At 66.3% G+C, this 17,764-nt stretch carries 15 protein-coding genes; 3 read left to right on the forward strand and 12 right to left on the reverse strand.

From position 1 onward, the window contains the following. Positions 1-85 precede the first annotated feature (85 nt). A complete protein-coding gene (locus ACYQOP_RS21425) occupies positions 86-1,723 on the reverse strand; it encodes an inorganic phosphate transporter (protein ID WP_461223951.1) in 1,638 nt (545 codons plus the stop codon). Positions 1,724-1,999: 276 nt separating this feature from the next. Then, complete coding sequence (locus ACYQOP_RS21430; RefSeq protein WP_056453266.1) at positions 2,000-2,902, reverse strand: LysR family transcriptional regulator; 903 nt, start codon at positions 2,900-2,902, stop codon at positions 2,000-2,002. A 124-nt stretch (positions 2,903-3,026) separates the two neighbouring features. On the opposite strand from ACYQOP_RS21430, the gene ACYQOP_RS21435 reads away from it, so the two are divergent. Next, positions 3,027-3,428 (forward strand): DoxX family protein, encoded by a 402-nt coding sequence (locus tag ACYQOP_RS21435; protein ID WP_461223953.1) that lies wholly within the window; start codon positions 3,027-3,029, stop codon positions 3,426-3,428. A 136-nt stretch (positions 3,429-3,564) separates the two neighbouring features. Beyond that, a complete protein-coding gene (locus tag ACYQOP_RS21440; RefSeq protein ID WP_461223955.1) occupies positions 3,565-4,608 on the forward strand; it encodes an LLM class flavin-dependent oxidoreductase in 1,044 nt (347 codons plus the stop codon). 47 nt (positions 4,609-4,655) lie between these two features. Here ACYQOP_RS21440 and ACYQOP_RS21445 read toward each other — a convergent pair whose 3' ends face one another. The 6 genes from ACYQOP_RS21445 to ACYQOP_RS21470 all read right to left on the reverse strand — a co-directional run bounded on the left by ACYQOP_RS21445 (position 4,656) and on the right by ACYQOP_RS21470 (position 10,912). Further along, positions 4,656-5,426, reverse strand: a complete 771-nt coding sequence (locus ACYQOP_RS21445; RefSeq protein WP_461223957.1) for an ABC transporter ATP-binding protein — start codon at positions 5,424-5,426, stop codon at positions 4,656-4,658. Then, positions 5,423-6,775: an ABC transporter substrate-binding protein gene (locus ACYQOP_RS21450; protein ID WP_461223959.1), complete on the reverse strand. Its 1,353-nt coding sequence runs from the start codon at positions 6,773-6,775 to the stop codon at positions 5,423-5,425. The genes ACYQOP_RS21445 and ACYQOP_RS21450 overlap by 4 nt, the downstream gene beginning before the upstream one ends. Positions 6,776-6,815: 40 nt before the next feature. Continuing rightward, positions 6,816-7,853 carry a branched-chain amino acid ABC transporter permease gene (locus ACYQOP_RS21455; RefSeq protein WP_461223961.1) on the reverse strand — a complete coding sequence of 346 codons (1,038 nt, stop codon included), beginning with the start codon at positions 7,851-7,853 and terminating at the stop codon, positions 6,816-6,818. Between the two features lie 5 nt (positions 7,854-7,858). Continuing rightward, positions 7,859-8,752 (reverse strand): branched-chain amino acid ABC transporter permease, encoded by an 894-nt coding sequence (locus tag ACYQOP_RS21460; RefSeq protein ID WP_056426341.1) that lies wholly within the window; start codon positions 8,750-8,752, stop codon positions 7,859-7,861. Continuing rightward, positions 8,749-9,624, reverse strand: coding sequence for an ABC transporter ATP-binding protein (locus ACYQOP_RS21465; protein ID WP_461223963.1), 876 nt, complete (start codon positions 9,622-9,624; stop codon positions 8,749-8,751). The genes ACYQOP_RS21460 and ACYQOP_RS21465 overlap by 4 nt, the downstream gene beginning before the upstream one ends. A 415-nt stretch (positions 9,625-10,039) precedes the next feature. Continuing rightward, complete coding sequence (locus tag ACYQOP_RS21470) at positions 10,040-10,912, reverse strand: SDR family oxidoreductase (protein WP_461223965.1); 873 nt, start codon at positions 10,910-10,912, stop codon at positions 10,040-10,042. A 104-nt stretch (positions 10,913-11,016) separates the two neighbouring features. Between ACYQOP_RS21470 and ACYQOP_RS21475 the strand changes: the two genes are divergently transcribed. Continuing rightward, positions 11,017-11,910 carry a LysR family transcriptional regulator gene (locus tag ACYQOP_RS21475; RefSeq protein WP_461223967.1) on the forward strand — a complete coding sequence of 298 codons (894 nt, stop codon included), beginning with the start codon at positions 11,017-11,019 and terminating at the stop codon, positions 11,908-11,910. Between the two features lie 65 nt (positions 11,911-11,975). Here the strand turns inward: ACYQOP_RS21475 and ACYQOP_RS21480 are convergent, their stop codons facing one another. From ACYQOP_RS21480 to ACYQOP_RS21495, 4 genes are all read right to left on the reverse strand, one after another. Then, entirely contained in the window at positions 11,976-12,152 is a 177-nt protein-coding gene (locus ACYQOP_RS21480) for a hypothetical protein (RefSeq protein WP_461223969.1), read from the reverse strand. Between the two features lie 2 nt (positions 12,153-12,154). Then, on the reverse strand, positions 12,155-13,918 hold the full coding sequence (locus ACYQOP_RS21485; protein WP_461223971.1) for a PAS domain-containing protein: 1,764 nt from the start codon (positions 13,916-13,918) through the stop codon (positions 12,155-12,157). Then, complete coding sequence (locus ACYQOP_RS21490) at positions 13,881-16,058, reverse strand: chemotaxis protein CheB (protein ID WP_461223973.1); 2,178 nt, start codon at positions 16,056-16,058, stop codon at positions 13,881-13,883. The genes ACYQOP_RS21485 and ACYQOP_RS21490 overlap by 38 nt, the downstream gene beginning before the upstream one ends. A 460-nt stretch (positions 16,059-16,518) precedes the next feature. Continuing rightward, a complete protein-coding gene (locus ACYQOP_RS21495; protein ID WP_311275557.1) occupies positions 16,519-17,667 on the reverse strand; it encodes a helix-turn-helix domain-containing protein in 1,149 nt (382 codons plus the stop codon). Between the last annotated feature and the right edge of the window lie 97 nt (positions 17,668-17,764).

Raw genomic sequence — 17,764 nt, forward strand, 5'->3', positions numbered from 1 at the left:
CAACCCTGCTTCGGCCGTGGACGCCTACCGCGGGACGCTGCGATCGTCCAGCATCGAGTCCCCGGCCGGCCACGTCGAGGTGCCGCTAGAACACGTGCCGTAGGATGAAGAAGAGGACGCCCGCCAGGGTGATGGCTGCGGGCAGGGTCAGGACCCAGGCCAGCGCCATGTTGCGTACGGTCGACATCTGCAGGCCCGAACCGTTGGCGGCCATGGTGCCGGCGACGCCGCTCGACAGGATGTGCGTGGTCGAGACTGGCAGACCGTAGAGTTCGGCGAGACCGATGGTGCCGGCGGCGACCATCTCGGCGGAAGCGCCCTGCGCGTAGGTGAGATGGGTCTTCCCGATTCTCTCGCCCACGGTGACGACGATGCGCTTCCAGCCGACCATCGTGCCGAGGCCGAGAGCCAGTGCGACGCAGACCTTGACCCACGTCGGGATGTAGCGTGTCCCATCGTTGAGGAGGCCGGTATAGGCCTTCAGGGTACCGGCCTCGGCTTCCGAGAATGTCGCGCCGTTCTTCGGCAGGAGCCGGATCGCGTCGGCGGCGAGATACATGTCGTTGCGCAGGTTCGACGTCGCCGCAGCCGGCACCTGCTTGATGGCGCCGTAGGCCTTCACGTTATCGGCGATGTCGGTGGAGAGCGCGGCGAGGGCCCCGTACACGGCAGGCTGGTTCAGGTCCTTGGACTTGAGAGCTTCCGAGACTTGCTTGCGGGCCTCGGCGGCTTCAGGCTTCGGCGCGTTCCCGGCATGGCTGGCGAATACCGTGCTGGCGTTCTGGGAGGTCTCGATGAAGGCCGGGGTGGTGTCGTCCGCCATCGTGCGGTTGAGGGCGTAGGCGGTGGGGGCGGCGCCGATGAGGATGAGCATGATCAGGCCCATGCCCTTCTGGCCGTCATTGCCGCCATGGAAGAACGACACGAGCGTGCAGGTCAGGATCAGAAGGCTGCGAATCCACAAAGGCGGCGGGGTTTCGCCCTTGGGGGCCTCGTAGAGATCCTTGCGCCGCACGGTGAATTTGAGGGCCAGCAGTAGCAGGGCGGCGGCGACGAATCCGATGACGGGGCTGAACAGCAGCGCCTTGAACACGCCCAGGGCCTGCGCCCAGTCGACGCCCGAGGTTGCCTGTCCCTCGGGGGCCATAAGCTGGTTGGCGAGGCCGACGCCGATGACCGATCCGATCAGGGCATGGGACGACGAGTTCGGCAGGCCGAAAGCCCAGGTGCCCAGGTTCCAGAGGATCGCGGCGATGAGCAGCGCGAAGATCATGGCGTAACCGGCCGATGACCCGACCTGCAGGATCAGTTCCACCGGCAGCAGGGTGACGATGGCATAGGCCACGGCGCCGGAAGACAGCATCACACCGAGGAAGTTGAAGGCGCCCGACCAGATGACCGCGACGAGCGGCGGCATCGAGTGGGTATAGATCACGGTGGCCACGGCATTGGCGGTGTCGTGGAACCCGTTCACGAACTCGAAGGCCAGAGCGATGAGCAGAGCCAGTCCGAGCAGCACGAAGGCGCCGATGGCGAGAGGCGACTGCCCCACCGCGTTCATGTCGGTCACGAGGCTGTAGAGCGCGTAGCCCAGTCCGGCGACTAGGACGAGCAGGAAGGCGATGACGCCGCCCGGATGAATGCCGTGGTCGAGCTTTGGCCCCGTGGCGGGCGCCTTGGCGCCCTGCGGCAGGCCGGTCGGAGCAGCAACGGCGTCGGACATGATGGCCTCAGGACCCGGGGGATCAACGATCCTGCCAGTAGGTCGCGCTCACAACAGTCCTGTGACATGCATTCAAAAAGCACCGATGGCGCTGGATTAAAGTGATCGACACGAACGTACGACGCGAACTCGCTCCTTGAAGCGTGCCAAGTGCAGGCGCTGCTCAACGTTGTCCGAATCCGTCCGGCCCTGTCGGATGGAACGACCACCTTTTTTTGATTCTGACCTCGACCACTCTGTCGGCGCGGAGGCGTTCGTCGCTCATCATGGTTGGCGTCACTGGCCCGTGTCGGCGCAACGCAATTGGGCAATGAGCCAGCGCCCGGCCGGTCCCGGAGGCCGTTCCATCGGGTATACGGCCCACATCGGCAGGAACAGGCCGCCCTTCGGCAAAGCGGCGATGTCGAGCCGCACGAGGTGTCCGACGGCGAGGTCATCCGCCACGACCTCCAGGGGCATCCCGCCCCATCCGAGCCCCGAGCGCAGGAAAGCATGCTTGGCTCCGAGATCGGCCAGCCGCCAGGTCCTCGGCGAGAACACGCCGAACTCGCGCCCCTTCGTCAGCTCGCTGCGGTCGGTCAGGACGAGTTGGACATGCTCGGCCAAGTCAGCGGTCGGGATCGTCCCCGTCCTGCGCGCGAGGGGATGGGCGGGCGAGGCGACCATGACCAGTTCGATCTGGCGCAACGGCTCGCGCGCAAGCTCGGGCGGCAGCAGGGGCGTGGCACCCGCGACCGCGAAAGCGCAGCGCCCGTCGAGGACCGGCGCGATCACCGCCCCCAGGGTCTCGACCTGGATGCGCAGGGGCGTGGAGGGAAAGGTCGGCTGGAACGCGGCCACGGCTTGCGTGAGCACTTGGAACGGGAACAGGACGTCCAGCACGATGCTGACTTCCGCCTCCAGGCCGCCGGCAAGGTCCCGGGCCTGGGCCTTGAACGTCTCGGCGGCCGCTACCGTCGCGCGTGCATGGGCGAGCAGCACGCGGCCCGCCTCAGTCAGGACCGGATAACGGTTCGAGCGGTCGAAGAGCTTGATGCCGGATTGCGTCTCCAGGTTTGCCAGAGACTGGCTGACCAGCGACTGCGCCCGCCCGAGCTTGCGTGCAGCTGCGGAGAAGCTGCCGGTATCCACCGCGGCGACGAAAGTCCGGAGTTGATCGAGGGTGAGTTGGTCGAGCATCCATCTGTCCAGGTGATGGTATGCATCGAAAGATATAGGCTTCGATGAGGGATGGAAGGGGCCTACGGCTTAGCGCACAGCCGAGCCGATCCAGAGTTCGGCGACATCGAACTGGATGTTCATCATGTCACAGACCCTCACGGCCCCGTCCGCTCCGTCGCGCAAGCTCACCATCGCGACATGGTCGTTGCAGATCCTGCTCGCTCTCGTGTTCCTGGCGGCGGGCGGCGCTAAACTCGCCGGGGTGCCGATGATGGTGCAGGTCTATGACCTCATCGGCGTCGGCCAATGGTTCCGCATCGTCACCGGCCTCGTGGAAGTCGCAGGCGCCGTCGCCCTCTTGATCCCCGGCTACGCAGCCTTTGCCGCCCTCTGGCTGGCCTGCACCATGGTCGGTGCCATCATCGCCCATCTGGTCGTTCTACCCACGCCGGTGGCCCCGGCTGCCGTGCTGCTTGCCCTCACCGGAACCCTGGCCTGGCTGCGCCGAGACCAGATCCTCTCGGTCCTGGCGCGCCGTCGCTGAGTAAGGGGCCGTTGCCCGGGATGGCCGCGGCCGACGCGAACGGATGCGGCGCCATCGCAAAGGGGCCGCGCTCCCATTCTCGCCTCATCGATCTGCACGCTTCTTCAATCTGATCGCACCAGAGAGACCGTCCGCCATGGAACTCGGCATCGACAGCTTCGCCGTCACCCTCCCCGATCCGGAAACGGGCCGGTCCCTTCCGGCGGCCGAGCGCATGGCGCGTCTGCTCGCGGAAGTGGAGGTGGCCGACCGGGCCGGGCTCGACGTCTTCGGTATCGGTGAGCACCACCGCGCCGAATTCCTCGATGCGGCTCCGGCCGTCATCCTCGCGGCCGCGGCGGCACGCACGAGCCGGATCCGATTGACAAGCGCCGTCACGGTGTTGAGCGCGGCCGACCCGGTCCGCGTCTTTCAGGAGTTCGCTACCCTCGACCTGATCGCCAAGGGCCGGGCGGAGATCGTGGTCGGGCGCGGCTCCTTCGGCGAGGCCTACCCGCTCTTCGGGTTCGCCGCCGAGGATTACGACGCCCTCTTCGCGGAGAAGCTCGACCTGCTTCTAACGCTGCGCGAGCGGACCCATATCACCTGGCGCGGCCGGTTCCGCCCGCCGCTCACCGGCCAAGGCGTCTATCCGCGTCCGCACCAGGAGACGCTTCCGATCTGGATCGGTGTGGGTGGAACACCGGCCTCCTTCGCGCGCGCCGGCACCCTCGGCCTGCCGCTGATGGTCGCCATCATCGGCGGTAGCTTCCAACGCTTTCGCCCCCTGGTCGACCTTTACCGCGAAGCCGGCCGCCAGGCGGGCCATGCACCGGAAAGACTCAAGGTCGGGGTGCATGCCGTCGGTTTCGTCGCCGACACCGACGGGGCCGCGCAGGAGGCGTTCTATCCCGGCTGGGCTCAGCTGTTCGGGAAGATCGGGGCGGAACGGGGATGGCCGAACACGAACCAGCGTGAGCAATTCGAAGCCATGTGCGGCCCCTACGGCGCCTACCTGATCGGAGCGCCGGACACGGTTGCGGCGAAGGTGGCGACGGCCAGCGCCGCGCTCGGTGGCATATCCCGTCTGACCTTCCAGATGAGTTCGGCGATGCAGGAGCCGGATGCCATGCAGCGATCCATCTCATTGCTCGGCACCGAGGTGATACCGCGGGTGAAAGCGTTGTTGCCGGCCTCGTGACGGCGCCCTGCCCCAGGCGCAGGGGCCCGTTCTTGGAACGACACCGTTCAGGCCGGCACGTGGGTGGGCACCGTCCCGAGGCCGAGATAGAACGTCTTGATGTCGTCGCGCCCACGAAGTTCGGCGGCGGTGCCGGTGAGGACGCTGCGTCCATTCTCCAGCACGACCGCCCGGTCCGCATGGCGCAGCGCGACGGTGACGTTCTGCTCGGCGACCAGGATCGTCAGTCCCTCGTCGCGGTTGAGGCGCTCGAGGGTGCGAAAGATCTCGGCCACCACCTGCGGAGCGAGGCCCATGGAGGGTTCGTCGAGGACGAGCAGGCGCGGACGACCCATCAGGGCACGCCCGATCGCCACCATCTGTTGTTCGCCGCCGGAGATCAGCCCGGCCAGAATCCGGCGCTTCTGCAGCAGGCGCGGGAAGATCGCGTAGATCCGCGCGAGGTCGGACCGGATGGCGGATCGGTTCGAGCCGCGCCCGAGCCCACCGGTGACGAGGTTCTCCTCCACGCTGAGCCCTCGGAAGCAGTGGCGGCCTTCGAGCACCCCGACGAGGCCCGTCCGCACCAGGGCGTCGGTGGGTGTCCGGGACACGTCCTGTCCGTCATAGACGATGCGGCCCGCCGTCACCTGCCCGCGTTCGGCCGGCAAGAGGTTCGAGACCGCCTTGAGGACGGTGGTCTTGCCGGCGCCGTTGGAACCCACGAGGGCGACGATCTCGCCCGCCGCGACGCCGAGGTCGACGCCCGAGAGGGCGCGGACGGCGCCGCCATAGCGGGCCTCCAGCGCCTCGACGCGTAGCAGCGGCGTGCCGGTCACGGAGTGGCCGCCGCGGCGTGGGTCGCATTCTCCTCGGCGGCACAGTTGCGCGGCGTGATACCGTGCTCCTTGGCGTAGGTCGCCGACGAGGCCTCGATGATCGGGCGCAGGGTCGCCCAGTCGGGGGCGATCCAGTCGGAGACCACCTTCCATTTCGCCCCGTCCCATTGCTGGAAGGTGACGCGGCCATCGCCTTCGTGATTGGCGCAGGTGACGTTGATGGAATGGAACAGGCCCTTGGCGCCCAAAGCCGCGACCCGGGCTTCGTCGAGACGCAGGTGCTCGAAGCCCCAGCGGACCTCGTCTCCGGTGAGCGTCCGCTTGCCGAACTTCGCTTGCGCCGCCCGCACCGCCTCGACGTTGAGGATGCCGTTCACGATGCCGAGGTTGTGGTAGACGCTGCCGATGCGCTTCTTGTCGGCGAGATTGCCGGTATTGCCGTCGTAGACGGTCTTGATGATGTCCTTCAGCACCGGATATTCGGCGCCCGACGCCTGCGTGGTGATGGCGACGTAGCCCTTGGCGGCCTCTCCTGCCGGGATCACGTCCTCCTCCGAGTTGGACCAGACGTTGCCGACGATGCGGTTGGCGGGAAAGCCCGTCTTCTGGGCGGTCTTCAACGCCACCGGGTTCATCACGCCCCAGCCGCGCAGGACCACATAGTCCGGCTTGAGGCGGCGGATGGTCAGCCATTGCGATTGCTGCTCGTTACCGGGATGCGGCACCTCGATCTGCTCGACCTTGAAGCCGTGCTTCTTGGCGAGGAGCTCATAGATCGGGATCGTCTCCTTGCCGTAAGGCGAGCCATGATAGAGCACCGTGATGGTCTTGCCCTTGAGCCTGTCGAGTCCACCCTCGCGGCTCCCGAGATATTCGACGATGCCGGATGTCTCGCTGTAGGGGTTGAGGAGGAGCGGGAAGACGTAGGGGAAGACCCGCCCATCGGTGGAATCGGTGCGGCCGTGATTGATCGTGATCAGCGGCACCTTGTCCTTGGTGATCCGGTCGACCATCGCATAGGCGATTCCCACAGAGAGCGGGTTCCAGGCTGCGATGCCGGGACGGGATTTGAGCCGCTCGTAGACCTCGACGCCGCGCTCGACCTCATACTGGGTCTCGCCCTCGCTCCAGGTCAGCTTGACCCCGTTCACGCCGCCGTCGCGGGTGTTGATCAGGTTCAGGTAATCGATGAAGCCACCGAAGAACCCGGTGCCGCCGGCCGCATAGGGCCCGACCCGGTAACTCTGCAGGGGGAAATGCTGTTCGTCGGCACCGGCCGAACCGGTGAGCGCGACGAGGGCGGTCCCGGCGACGAGCACGGAACGCAGGGCGGTTCTGAATGCGGGCATGGGAAGTCCCTTAGTTCACTGGTCTCAGGAGTTTGAACGGTCAGGCCGAGGGGCGTAGGCGGCGCACGGCGCGGTCGAGGAGCGCACTGAGCCCGGCGGGTTCGCGGATCAGGAAGGCGACGATCAGGATTCCGAGGACGATGCACTGACACATCTCCAGCGTGCCGGAATCGAACCCGTCGCCGAGTAAGGCTGCGCCGAACCGTGACAACAGCAACGGCAGGACGACGATGAGCCCCGCGCCCAGGAAGGCGCCGCGCAGGGTGCCGAGGCCGCCGATGATGACGATGAACAGGATCTGGAAGGAGCGGTCGAGGTTGAACCCTGCCGGCTCCACCGTGCGCAGGTAGGCGAAGGCCCAGAGCACACCCGCTACGCCGATGATGAAGGAAGACAGCCCGAAAGCGAGGAGCTTGGTGCGCGCCACCTTCACGCCGATGACGCGGGCGGCGGTCTCGTTGTCACGCACGGCGACGAAGTTGCGTCCGGTGGGCGAGGTGACCAGGCGCCAGGCCAGGACCGTCAGCAGCGTCACCACGGTGAGCGAGAACAGGTAGCGGCCACGGGCATCCTCCACGGACAGGCCGGCGACGACCAGCGGCGGCGCGCTGATGACTCCGGATGGGCTGTCGTTGGAGAGCCAGCTGAAGCGGTTCAGCACCCAGGCCACGAAGAACTGCACCGCCAGCGTCGAGACGGCGAGGTAGAAGCCGCGCAGCCGCAGGGCCGGCAGGCCGGCCACCAGCCCCGTCAGGGCGGCGACGAGCCCGGCCAGCACGATGGTCGCCGGCAGCGGCAGGAAGGGCAATCGCAGCGACAGGTTGAAGGCGGCATAGGCCCCCACCGCCATGAAGGCAGAGGACCCGAGCGAGAGCTGGCCGGCATAGCCGGTGAGTAGGTTGAGTCCGAGGGCCGCCAGCGACAGGGCCAGGAACGGCGTCAGGATCGCCTCGTAGAGGTAGCTGCTGCCGACCAGCGGAACGATCCCATAGGCGATCGTCAGAAGGAGAGCGACGCCGATGCCCTTGGCGGATAGGCGTGGCAGGGACTTGTCCAGCGGAGTAGAGGTGGCGGCCATGGCGCTCAGACCCGCTCGACGCTGCGCATGCCGAACAGCCCCGAGGGCTTCAGCAGCAGGAAGCCCAAAGCCGCGACATAGGCGATCCAGCCCTCAATGCCGCTGCCGATGACCGGCCCGAGATAGACTTCCGACAGCTTCTCCACCGCGCCGACGATGAGGCCGGCGACGATGGCGCCGAGGATCGAATCGAAACCGCCGAGCACGAGGACCGGCAGGGCCTTCAGCACCACCAGGGAGAGCGAGAATTGCACGCCGAGGCGCGCTCCCCAGAGTAGTCCAGCCACCAGGGCGACGATGCCCGACGCGATCCAGACTGCGGCCCAGATCCGGGGCAGACGCAGGCCGGTGTTCAGAGCCGCCAGCGGATCGTCCGCCACCGCACGGAAGGCGAGGCCGGTGCGGGTGTAGCGAAAGAACAGGCTCAGCACGGCTACCATCAGCCCGGCGACGGCTGCGGCGAACAGGTCGAAGCGGCTGACGAGGATGCCGGCGAGGTCGATCGGCGTATCGTCGATGCCGAGATCGAGCCCGTGTACCTGCGTGCCCCAGGCGAGCTGGGCGGCTCCCTCGATGACGTAGGCGACGCCGAGGGTCGCCATGAACAGGGTGATCGGCGGCTGGTTGACCAGGGGCCGCAGGACGGCGCGTTCGATGGCGAGCCCGAGGAGGGCCATGACCGCCAGGGTCGCGGCAAAGGCGCCGATGAAGGGCACGCCCCGTTCCGTAAGGCTGACGAAGGTCAGTGCCGCGAACAGCAGCATCGCGCCTTGCGCGAAGTTGAGCACGCCGGAGGTCTTGTAGATCAGCACGAAGCCGATCGCGACAAGCGCATACATGACCCCGGACAGCAGACCGCCGACCAGCACCTCGACGAAGAAGGCGAGATCGGGATTCATGCGCCGGCCTCGAAGGCGAGGCCGAGATAGGCGGCGATGACGGCGGGATCGCCCTGGACCTCGGCCGGCGTCCCGGAGGCGATGCGCCGCCCGTGATCGAGGACGGTGACGCGATCCGACAGGCTCATCACCACGCCGACATCGTGCTCGATCAGTACGATGGTGGTGCCGGTGGAGTCCCGCGCGGCGCGAATATCACCGCTCATCCGCTGTTTCTCGGTGGCCGTCATCCCGGCCATGGGCTCGTCGAGCAGCAGGAGGCGCGGCTTGGCTACCAGGGCGCGGGCGAGCTCGACCCGCTTCTGCACACCATAGGGGAGAGTGCCGACGAGCCGGTCGCGTATGTCGGCGAGGTCGAGCGCGGCGATGACGGCCTCGGCCCGCTCCCGGTGCTCGCGCGCTTCGCGACGCGCATGGGGAAGTCCGAGGACCTGCGCACCAAGCCCAGCGGACTGGCTGTCGACCAGCCCGATCGTCACCGTATCGAGGACGGTGAGACCCCGGAACAGCGCCAGGTTCTGGAAGGTGCGGGCCACACCGAGGCGGGCGAGGTGCCGCGTCGGCAAGCGGGAAAAGCGGTCGTCGCCGATCCGGATCGCTCCGGAATCCGGCGCGTAAAGCCCGCTGATCGCGTTGATCAGGGAGGATTTACCGGCTCCGTTCGGGCCGATGACCGCATGGATCTCCCCCTCCCCGACCGACAGATCCACGGCATCGAGCGCCACGGTCCCACCGAACCCGAGCGACACGCCTTCGACTACAAGGAAGGGAGCATCCTCCTCGACGATCCTGGGGTGGAGCCGTTGGCGGGAAGCGGGAAGGCTCACGGATCGTGGCCGATCGACGAGATGCGGCCGGACAGCAACATTCATGATGAGAGAAGCGTTTCCGGGGGCGAGGTGATGCATTCACGTCAATTAATCGAGATCATGACGCGATAAAGCCAGTCTCATGGGATAGATGATACCCTTGACGGATCATCGATAGGCCCAGATTCATGTATAAATCTAAATCTGTCAAAAGGATAAGGAGCTATATTTCGAGCGCTTTTACCTCATTCGTTCCATGCGAGCCGTGATCGGGAGATTGATTCTGCTCAGGCTATCCGTGCGCTCTCTTATTCTTGAAGCGTGCCTGTCGGCACCGCGCCGGTTGATCAGGGGGCGCGATCGATAGACGATCCGAGCACAAAGCGGATTCTTGACGTTGCGCGTGTCCGTCCGGCCTCAGGAGTTCGGTATTCCCCACCGAACTCCTGGAGCCTGACGGCCGGTGTCCCAAATGGCGTTAGGCGGACGCCGCGATCCCGGCGGCAAAATCGCGATAGGACCGCAACGGACGGCCCAGAAGTGCCGTGAGTCGATCGATGTCGCCGGTCTCGGGCCGCATCCCGATGTCGAGAAAGCGATCGCACATCAGGCGCATGTCGAAGGCCATCCAGCTGGGCACGTGCTGCTGCCGCAGGTTCTGCTCGAAGGCGCCGGTGTCGTCATCGCCATACGCGACCGGGCGGCCCAGGATTTCAGACCAGATGGTGGCGACGTCCGCACCGGTCAGCGTCTCGGGACCGACGAGATTGATCCGGTCGAAGGGGAGCGGTGTGCTGGACCGCTCGCGGCGGATGAGTTCGAGGGCGGCGATCTCGCCGATATCGGCCGCATCGATCATCGCGAGGCCCTTGGCCCCGATCGGCATCGGGTAGACGCCGTAGCCGAGCACGACGTCCTTGATCAGGGCATCGTTGTTCATGAAGTAGGCCGGGCGCAGGATCGTGGCGTTGAAGCCCATTCCCTCGATCATCCGCTCGACGCCGAACTTGCCCGCGAAATGCGGCACGTTCACGTAGAGGTCGCTATGGATCACCGACAGGTAGACGATCCGCTCGATCCCGGCCTCGCGGGCAAGGTTGAGGGCGATCAGGGCCTGGGTGAATTCGTCCGGCACCACAGCGTTCAGCAGGAACAGGGTGGAGATTCCCGACAGGGCGTTCCGCAAGGTGTCGACATCGAGCAGGTCGCCCTGGACCACGGTCACGCCCGCAGGAAGCTCCGCTTTTACGGGGTCGCGGACGAGTGCGCAGACATCGGCGCCACGCTGGACGAGGTGGTTGATGACGTGGCGGCCGACGGTGCCGGTCGCGCCGGTGACGAGGATGGTCATGGGGGTCACTCCAAGGTTGTTTCAAACGACACCCGGAGAATGAGGGGCTCACTCGTGGTTCGATAGACCGTCTGTTAAGACGGTCCGTCTCACAGGTGGAACGTATGGACCTCCTCGCCCTCGCCGATTTCAACCTCGTCGCCCGGCACGGGGGGTTCGGCCGGGCTGCCCGCGCTTCTGGACGCCCGAAGGCGACCCTGTCCCGCCGGGTCGGGGAGCTGGAGGCCAGCCTCGCCCTGCGCCTGTTCGAACGGGGCGCGCGCAGCCTGAAGCTGACGGAGGAAGGCCGCGCCCTCTACGAGCGGACGCGGGTGCTGCTCACCGAACTCGACGAAGCGGCGTCGGCCATCGCCACGGGAGGAGACAGGCCCTGCGGTCGCTTGCGCATCAGCGCACCCGTGCTGTTCTCACAGACCGTGATGGGCCGGCTCGCGGTCGATTTCGCGTTGAAATATCCCGACATCCGGCTGGAGATCACCACGGAGGACCGGGCCGTCGATATGGTGGAGGAGGGCTACGACCTGGCGATCCGGGTCAACCCGGAGCCGGACGAGACTCTGGTCGGCCGCATCTTTTTGCGTGACCGGCTGGTGGTCGTGGCGAGCCCGGGCCTGGACCGGCCGGGAGAAGGGGCGACCGTGCCCGGTGTCATCCGCGGACCGATCGGAGGTCCGCTGACCTGGGACATGCGATCGTCCGTCGGTAAGTCGAGCGTCACCGTCGATCCGGTGCTCGGCCTGTCATCGCTCATGATGGTCCGCGAGGCGGTCCGCGCCGGGCTCGGCGCCGGACGCCTGCCGATCTCGCTCGTCAGCCGCGATCTGGCGGCCGGCAGGATGGTTCTCTGGGGCGATCTCGACCGGCCGGAGATCGCCCTCTGGACGCTCTACCCGTCGCGGCGGCTGCTGAGCGCACGTGTCTCCGCCTTCCTCGTCCATCTGAAGGAGGCCTTCCCGATGGGGACCGCCGATGAGCTCGCGGCGCATATCGATGGATAGCAGCGAGGCCCCTGCCCCGGCGACGGAGCCCGACGGTCTGTCTTCCGGCGCCCAGACCGACTGCTTCAGCGGATGAGCGCTTCGGCGATCTTCTCAGGCTCGACCGGCGCTTCGATCCTGACCACATCCGCGAAGCGTGCCGGTAAGCCGGCTCGCTCGCAGTCACGGCGCAACGCATCGACCCGGGCATACTCGTCCTCGACCACGAGGATCACGCGGCTTGCCCAGGGGCTCGATTCCATCGTCACCCCAGATCTTGTGCCTGGGCATGATCGATGAGTGGCAAATCGATGGTGCAGTGCAGGTCCGTCGAGGAGAGGTCGTAGGTGGTGCGTGCCTGCATGACGTAGGGCAATGCCCGCTCGATCAATTCGCGGCCGTAGCCGCCGGCCTTCGCGATCGGACCCTCTTCCTCCAGCACATGTTCGAGCCCGGTCTCCCGCCACTCCAACACGAGGCGCTCGCCTTCCTCGCCCGCATAGGTCCGCCACGTCACCTCCAGGCGGCCCGCCTCGGTGGTGAGCGCCCCGTATTTGCGGGCATTCGTGGCGAGTTCGTGCAAGGCCAGCGCGAAGATTTCCACCGTGCGCTTGCGCAGGCGTACCTTCGGACCCGACAACAGGACGCGCTCGGGCATGTTGGCGGCGCCGAGGGCGTCGAGCTCCGCACGGAGCACCGCGTCCATGGTGATCGGCTCGTTATCCGCGCGGGATAGAACGCCTTGTACACGTGAGAGCGCGGACAGCCGGTTCGTGAAGGCCACCTCGAAATCCTCGAGCGTCTCGCTGGAGCGCAGCGTCTGTCCAGCGATCGACCGGACCACGCCGAGCAGGTTCCGGGTGCGGTGCTGCAATTCGGCGACCATGACCTTCTGGCGTTCCTGGTAGGTGCGCAGGTCGTCCACATCGGTGGAGGTGCCGAGCCACTCGACGATCCTCCCCCGTTCGTCATGGACCGGGGTTGCGCGCGTCTGGAACCAGGAATAACGGTCCTCCGTCGCATTGCGGATCCGGTAATTGACCACGAGCGTGCCCAAACGCTCCGCCTCCTCCCAGCGCGCGAGGGTCTCATCACGGTCGTCAGGGTGGAGAGCGGCGATCCAGCCGTGACCGAGGCTGTCCGCCTCGGACTGCCCCGTATAGGCGCCCCATTGCGGGCTGGCCCAGGTCCATTGGCCGCCATCGACCGCCCGCCAGACCAGCTGTGGGACGCCCTCGATCAACGCGCGCTGGCGGGCCTCGCTCTCACGCAGCGCATCCTCGGCGCGTTTGCGCGTGGTGACATCCGTCGCCGAGCCGAACCATTCGATGATGTTGCCGTCGCCGTCGAAGACCGGGATGGCCCGCGAATGCGTCCATCCCACCGTGCCGTCGAGACGTCGGACCCGGTGCTCCAGGTCGAAGGAACGCTTCGCGGCGTTGGCCGCCTCGATCTCGGCACGGACCTGCGCCTGATCTTCTTCCGGGATGTACCGGGTGACCCAGCTCTGGTCGGGATCGTCCGTATCGGACAGGAACCCTCCCCCGGAGAGTTCGTGCATCATGTCCCAGGCCGGACTCATCCGGTAGAGCACCTGCGAACTGGCCTGGACGAGCGCCCGCAACTGCTGTTCCGAGCGGCTCTGTGCCGCCTCGGCTTTGCGACGCGCGGTAATGTCGACGAAGGTCATGACGGTGCCGTCGATGCGATCCTCCACGGTGCGGTAGGGTCTGAGCCGCATCATGAACCATTGCCCGGCCCGGCTGCGGACCTCGTTCTCCACCGGCACGAGGTCCTGCAGCACCCGACTGGTGTCCGCCTCGATCCCGTCATACTCCAGACGGTGCGTGAAATCGGTGATCGTACGCCCGATATCGGCTTTCGTGATGTTGAAGAGTTCCGCGATCGGTGGCGTGAACATCTTGATGCGCAGGTTGGCATCGAGGAACAAAGTGCCGATTTCCGTCGCGTAGGTGAGATTTTGCAAGTCGCTATGCGCCACCGAGATGCTGGCCAGCTTGCTCTTCATCTCGGCATTGACGGTGTGAAGCTCCTCGTTGATCGATTGGAGCTCCTCTTTCGAGGTCTCGAGCTCCTCTGCCGTCGAGCGATACTCCTCGTTGATCGATTGCAGCTCCTCGTTGGTGGCACGAAGATCCTGGATCGACGCTTCGTGCCCGCTGCGGCTGGCGATCAGGGCTTCCTGGGCAGCCCTCAACTCGGCATGAAGGCGGCGAACCTCGTCGGGCTGGGTGTCGGTTGCGGCCTCTGACGTGTCGTTGCCGCGCACGCGGCCGCCATCCAGGAAGAACACGAGCGCGCGCGTCCCCATATGCGCCTCGCTGGGAACGGGAACGACGTGCATGGCGATCCTGCGCCGCTCGCTGTCGAACGCGACCACGGTCGGATGGGTGAGCGTCGGTTCCTTCTGGTCGAGGGCGCGGGTCAGCGCCAGCCTGGAGATCGAGCCGCAGCTCCGGCCGCACCACCGTGGGGAGTTGGTTGGAGACCGGCCCGGCCGAGTGGAGGAGGAAGCGCCCCGCATTCGCCGAGAGGTGCAGGATGTGCTGAACGTCATCCACGAGCACGCTCGCGGGCGCGCTCTGTTCCAGAGCGGACAGGTGCAGCGTGGCCGACCTGTCCCCATTCTCGTTGCGCGCGGGCGCAGCGTGATCCGGGGGCATGAACCGTTCGGGCACGGCGAATTGCGGCAGGATCGGCAGTGTGCGGGCCGCATTCGGCCGGGAGCAGTAGATGCGCGCTTCCCGGTCGAGGGGGGCGAACTGGTCCGTTGCCGCGTCCACGGTCTCGGCCGACCCCAAGAACAGGTAGCGTCCCGGCTTGAGGCCGTAATGGAAGATCGCGCAGAGCTGCTGCTGCAGGCTGCGCTCGAGGTAGATCAGGAGGTTGCGGCAGGTGATGAGATCGAGCCGCATGAAGGGCGGCTCCTTGATGACGCTGTGCGTGGCGAACATGACGCTGTCGCGCAGCTCCTTGCGCACACGGTAATGCGAGCCTTCGTCGACGAAGAACTGAGTGAGGCGCCCATTGGAGACGTCGGCCTCGATCGAGCGCGGGTAGCGCCCCTCCCGTGCGATCCCGAGCGCGGTATCATCGAGATCCGTGGCGAAGATCTGGATCTGCGGATGGAGCTTCCGCCGCGCAGCCTCCTCATGCAGCAGGATCGCGAGGCTGTACGCCTCCTCTCCGGTGGCACAACCCACGACCCAGGCGCGGAGGTTCTCCCCCTTTTCGGGCCCGAGATCGTCGAAGAGCGGTCGGATCGTCTGGTGCCTCAAGGCCTCGAAAGCCTGCGGATCGCGGAAGAATTGCGTCACCGAGATCAGTAGATCGGTGAAGAGTTCTTTCGCCTCCTCGGGAGTGGCCAGAAGGTGATTGGCATAGTCCGCGAGCGTATCCGTGCGACAGACTTGCATGCGTCGGATCACGCGCCGCATCACGGTGGCCCGCTTGTAGCCTGAGAAATCGTGGCCCAGGCGGGCGCGAAGGAACGCCACGATGCGCCGAAGCTCGTTGGCGCTGGCGTCCATGTCGAGAGAGCGGACGGCCTCCTTGCTATGGGCCAACTCCACCACGCGCTCGGCCAGGCGGGCCAGCGGCGCGACGAAATCGGCCGTCCCCGTGGAGATGGCGTTCTGCGGCATGGAGGCGAAGCTGGCTTCCGCCGGCTCCTGCACCATGACGACGCCCCCACCCTCCCTGATGGCCTGGATACCCACCGACCCATCGGCGCCGGCGCCCGACAGGATGATGGCGATGCCGTCGCCACGGGCGGCGGCGACGGAGCGGAAGAACATGTCGATGGGCGAGCGCCGGCCGCGCGGCTCGCTGAATTCCCGTGCCGTGACGCTGTCGCCATCGATGACGAGTTCGCGGTCGGGCGGGATCACGTAGACGCAATTGGGCTTGAGGGTCGGCCTGTCCTGGATCTGGTTGACGGGCATCCGGGTGCAGCCCGACAGGATGTCGGCGAGCATGCTCGGGTGGTCGGGTGCGAGGTGAAGAATGACGACGTAGGCGAGGCCGAGATCCGGCGGGAGTTGCCGGAACAGGCCCTGCAGCGCCGCGATGCCGCCCGCCGAGGCGCCGATGGCGCAAACGGGTACGAATTTCGGAGAGGGAAATGCGTGAGATTCGGGGTCGTACATGTGGCCCTATCCGTGGCGGCTGACCGATCTCTTAGCGAGAACTCGGGCAGATACCCAACGGTCGAGTCCGCTTCTGTTTTCCCCACACTGGTGAAAAACCGGCTCGCCGGCTCGTCCTGCACCGCGTCGGCTCGTCCAAGGGCCCGAACCCTTGCGAGGAGGGAGCCTCGACGGAACCGAGCACCTGCTATCCGGCCGGAGCCCATGAGCACATGTGCCGGATGATCTTCGATGATCAGGGCGGACGTGGCTCGCAGGCAGGGGCGAGCGGGGCCAAAGCAGGCCCGGCGGCGAAGGATCGTGAGAGCACCATATCGCCCCCGGTCTACGGACCGGCGGGCCTCGCGGCGAGAACCCTGCTCTCAGTGAGGAAGGCGTCCGCGTCCGCGGACGGAAGGCGGGTCGACCGATACCGGACCGTCGAGGCGCGTTGCGTCGGCGCTTCGCCGACGCCGAAATCCTATGCGGCGGACCGCTCGCCGAGATGCAGATAGTCCGCATCGAATTCGGCGAGACGCTTCAGGCGCGGCCAGTCGAGGATCCTCAGGGTCCGGCCCTTGAGCTCGATCAGCCCGCGCCGTCGAAGCTCCTGTAGCGAACGGTTGACGTGGACGGTGGTCATTCCCGTCGTATCAGCGAGCTGGTTCTGTGTGACGGGCAGGTCGCAGCTTTGGTTGGTTCCGACACCCGCGGCCTGAAAGCGGGTGATCAGTTCGCAGAACAGATGGGCGATCCGCTCCAGCGCCGTTCGCTGACCGACATTGACCAGCCACTCGTGCAGGGTCGCCTCATCCACGAGACTTGCCATCCGCAAGGCCCGCGCGATGGCCGGATGATGCTCCATGAGATCCTTCACGACAGTCACCGGGATCCGCACCACCTCGCAGGCGGAGAGCGTGGCGAGGGTGTGATCCATGCGGTTCATGAGCGCCACATCGAGATCGCAGGTGTCGCCGGGCACGAGATAGGCGGTGATCTGGCGGGCGCCGCTGGAGCGCTGCTTGTAGCGGCAGGCGATCCCACTCATCACGAGATGGACGCCATCCGGTGGGTCGCCCGCCCGGACGAAATCGGTATGCGGCGCGATGGGGCGAGGATTGGCGCTGATCCGCTCCAGGATCTCCCGGTCGGCCTGGGAGAGCGTCACGAACCCCTCCAGCTTGCGGATGAAGGGGTTGCTCCGGCCCTCGACTGGTTGAAGCCTCCGAATAGGCGTCACGACCTCGGCGCTCATCGGTGGCGGCGCTTTGGTGAGGCTGTCCAGCAGCGCGATGATATCGTTGGGCAGAGCCGGTTTGGTCAGCCAGGGCAGGTTCTGGAAGTCCGAGGCACGAGGCTCGTCCTGCTGGAAACCGGAATGGACGAGGATGGGAATTCTGCGTTGGCGCAATTCGCGGCCCAATACGGTGCAGAAGCCGTCCCTGAGCTTGACGTCCACCACCGCGAGGGCGGGACTGGCCAGGTCGATGGCGGCCAGTGCCTCGGGCGTCGTCGCGAATGGCCCCAGCACGCGGTAGCCCGCCCCCATCAGAGCGTCGCTGAGGTCCTCCGCTATGAGAAAATCCGGTTCGGCTAGGAGCACCGTCGGTTGTCGGGCTGCAAGGTCCATGTCCGGGCTCCAAAAATGAAGGCCACCTGTCATCTGACGGGCAAAATCGTATACCCAGTTATAAACATGATCTGAATTGACAGTAAACAAAACAAAG

The organism is Methylobacterium sp. CM6247 (assembly GCF_054817925.1).